This window comes from Floccifex sp. (assembly GCF_051873555.1).
Lineage (GTDB): Bacteria > Bacillota_I > Bacilli_A > Erysipelotrichales > Erysipelotrichaceae > Floccifex.
Window position 1 is genome coordinate 1 of the sequence record NZ_JBJEEY010000026.1, and the last position, 3,232, is coordinate 3,232.

The 3,232-nt window shown below is 29.1% G+C and carries 4 protein-coding genes; all 4 read left to right on the forward strand.

Annotated elements, in window-relative coordinates; genetic code table 11:
• Nucleotides 1-325 (forward strand): hypothetical protein (locus tag ACI32A_RS01730; protein ID WP_439753295.1); only part of this gene is annotated, 325 nt, incomplete at its 5' end.
• 75 nt (nucleotides 326-400) lie between these two features.
• Nucleotides 401-2,644, forward strand: coding sequence for an HAD-IC family P-type ATPase (locus ACI32A_RS01735; protein ID WP_439753296.1), 2,244 nt, complete (start codon nucleotides 401-403; stop codon nucleotides 2,642-2,644).
• Entirely contained in the window at nucleotides 2,619-2,903 is a 285-nt protein-coding gene (locus ACI32A_RS01740) for a hypothetical protein (protein WP_439753297.1), read from the forward strand. Before ACI32A_RS01735 ends, ACI32A_RS01740 begins: the two co-directional genes overlap by 26 nt.
• Nucleotides 2,904-3,028: 125 nt before the next feature.
• The gene (locus tag ACI32A_RS01745) at nucleotides 3,029-3,157 is read left to right on the forward strand and encodes a hypothetical protein (protein WP_439753298.1); all 129 of its coding nucleotides are present in this window, start codon (nucleotides 3,029-3,031) and stop codon (nucleotides 3,155-3,157) included.
• Nucleotides 3,158-3,232 lie beyond the last annotated feature (75 nt).

The following is a 3,232-nucleotide window of genomic DNA, read 5'->3' on the forward strand; positions in this document are numbered from 1 at the left end:
TCATGATAAAATAGAATTGATCAAACAAAGAGAAAAGGGGATATTCTATATGATGGAATGTGCAAATACGATCAGTCAAAATGAAAAGGAATGGCTGAAGAAATTAGAAGAAGAAAGATATGAAATGGATCGTGCCCAGAAAGTCGAAAATGCCAGATTAGAAGGTATAGAAATTGGTCTTGAAAAGGGAGAAAAAATTGGTTCTTTGAATACAATGAAAGAAAATATTAAAACAATGTATAAAAATAATTGTGATATACAATTTATCGCAAAAGTACTGGAACAAAGTGTTGAATATGTTCAAAATGTTTTAAATGAAAAATAGCTGCCGGAAATAATTCCGGCAATTTTTTTGTGTTTATTCCTTTTCATTTTTTATAAAATGCGATAAAAAATATATATGAAAACAAACATTGAAACAGGTTTATCTTCTCAAGAAATATCAAATCATAAATCCAATCAAATACAATATCAAGTATCGAAAACTTATAAAGAAATTTTATTTCAACATTTATTGACTCTATTCAATGGAATTAATTTATTCTTAGCTATTCTTGTATTTCTTACACATTCTTATCAAAATATGTTGTTTATGGTGACAGTCACTATAAATGCGATAATTGGCTTATTTCAGGAAATCAAATCAAAGCATTTATTGGATCAATTGGCTTTATTGCATCAAAATAAAGTAAATGTATTAAGGGATTCTAAAATACATTCAATACAGGCACAAGAAATAGTTGAAGGAGATATTGTATTTTTAAATACTGGTGATCAGATTCTTTGTGATGGAAGTATTGTACAAGGTAATATTGAATGTGATGAATCTATGTTGACAGGCGAAAGTGAATCCATTTTAAAAGGAAAAGAAGATAAAGTATATGCAGGAACCTTTGTAGTAGCTGGACAAGCTAAAATGATTGTGGAACAAGTTGCGCAAGATACGTTTTCCTATTCTATTTTAAAAGATGTTAAAAGATATAAACGTTATCCATCCATGCTAAGAGATTCTATAAATACCATTATCAAATGGTGTACCTTTTTAATCTTTCCTCTAGGATTCATTTTATTTGTTGTGCAATACGATTTATATGGCTATAAAGAATCTATTTTATCCACTGTAGCCGCAGTAGTGGGTATGATACCCGAAGGTCTTGTAATTCTAACCAGTATAGCTTTGGCTCTAAGTGCTTATCGCTTAGCTAAACAAAATGTTTTAGTACAGGAATTATATTGTATTGAAACTTTATCTCGAGTAGATACATTGTGTTTTGATAAAACAGGTACACTTACAACTGGTAAATTAAAAGTATGTTGTATTGATTCAAAAGTAGATGTAACAGAAATATTAGCCAATATGATGAATGTACTAAATGATTCTTCTTTTACGATTCAAGCTATTAAAGAAGTTACAGGAAAGAAATCAAATTATAAAGTACTAAATTTTATTCCTTTTTCGAGTTCTCGAAAATATTCATGTGTTCAATTTGAACAAGGTGAATATAAATTAGGGGCTTATGAATTCATTGAATCCGATTTAGATCCAATTGTTTTAAAAAAAATTGAATTTTATACAAAACAAGCTATGCGTGTATTGGTTTTGTATTCTACCGAAGTACTGGCTTATATTTGTTTAGAAGATGAATTAAGAAACGATGTGAAAGAAACTATAGAATATTTTAAAAACCAGGATGTTTCTTTAAAAGTTATTTCTGGAGACAATCCTTTAACTGTATATGCCTTAGCAAAAAAAGCCGGAATACAAGGGAAATATATTGATATGAAAAATATAGAAGATGTGTCTTCTGTTATAGATGAATATACAATTTTTGGACGTGTATCACCGAATCAGAAAAAAGAAATGATTTGTGCTTTAAAAGAAAAAGGACATATTGTAGCTATGACAGGGGATGGTGTTAATGATGTCATGGCTTTAAAAGAAGCGGATTGTTCCATTGCGATGGGAAATGGAAGTCAGGCAAGTAAAAGTGTAGCTTCTTTGGTTTTATTAGACAATCAATTTGAGGCTTTACCGGAAATTTTAAGACAAGGAAGAATGGTAATTCATAATATTCAAAGAAGTGCTTCTTTATTTTTAGTAAAAACATTCTATTCCATTGGATTGGCTATATTAACATTATTTTTATTTAAACAATATCCATTTTATCCGATTCAATTAACATTGGTATCGGCTTTAGCGACAGGAATTCCCAGTTTTATATTGACATTAGAGCCCAATGAAACAAGAATAAAAGGAAGCTTTTTAAAAAATGTGATTTCTAAAGCCATACCCGGATCTTTGTGTTTGATTATCAGCATAATTTGTTGTTTTATATTTCGTCAATTTTTTTCAATGAGTGATGATCAGTTTTCTACAATTTGTACAATCTTAGCAGGAAGCAATGCGCTATTTGTTTTAATTCGAGTTTGTAAACCAATGACAAATATTCGAAAACTATTGGTCATTTCTATGATCACTTGTTTTATCTTAGCTATTTTATTTTTACCAAATTTATTTTATATTGTGAAAATTGGTTACATACATAGATTCTATGTTATTATCAACATAGTCAGTATGCCATTTTTATTACAGGCATTTCATAAAATAGGAGAAAAATATGGATCGAAAAGAGGTTTTGTTTGAGTTTGATGATTTCACATTGGTCAAAGATGGAAACAAGGAAAAGGGTTGTGTTGAATATAGTCAATGTGAGTTACCAGTGGCAAAGACACATAATCCAGAAAAAATGATTTCATTGGATGAATGTTGGAAAGTGATTCGAGAATTGGATTATGGAACGCTTTGCATGAATACTGATGGTTTTCCACATGTTATCGGAATTAACCATGTTTTATATCAGAATCGTATTTTTTTCATTGTGGATGCAAAGGCTATAAATTAAATTTTATTAATGAAAAAGTTACTTTAAATTTTATACAGAATTTAGGCATCAATACAGATATTGGAACACATAATCATAGAAGTGTTTCAGTTTTTGGGATTCTGAGAAAAATTGAAGATAGAGAATTGAAAAAAGAAGTATTGTTGACTTTGATTCAAGGAACCAACCATCCTTATCATGATCGCATGTTGAATACAACCAATGTATTGGAATTAGAAATAAAATATATTTTTGGAAAAGCACATATTTATTAGTTTTTTGAGGTTCAAAAGAGTAAAATAACCTGACTTTAGAGGTTGAAAATAAAAAATGGTGCAAACTCACTGAAA

Excerpts from the sequence above, each read along its gene's own strand:
- ACI32A_RS01735 (WP_439753296.1), top strand. The coding sequence starts at position 401 with ATGAAAACAAACATTGAAACAGGTTTATCTTCTCAAGAAATATCAAAT.
- ACI32A_RS01740 (WP_439753297.1), top strand. The coding sequence starts at position 2,619 with ATGGATCGAAAAGAGGTTTTGTTTGAGTTTGATGATTTCACATTGGTC.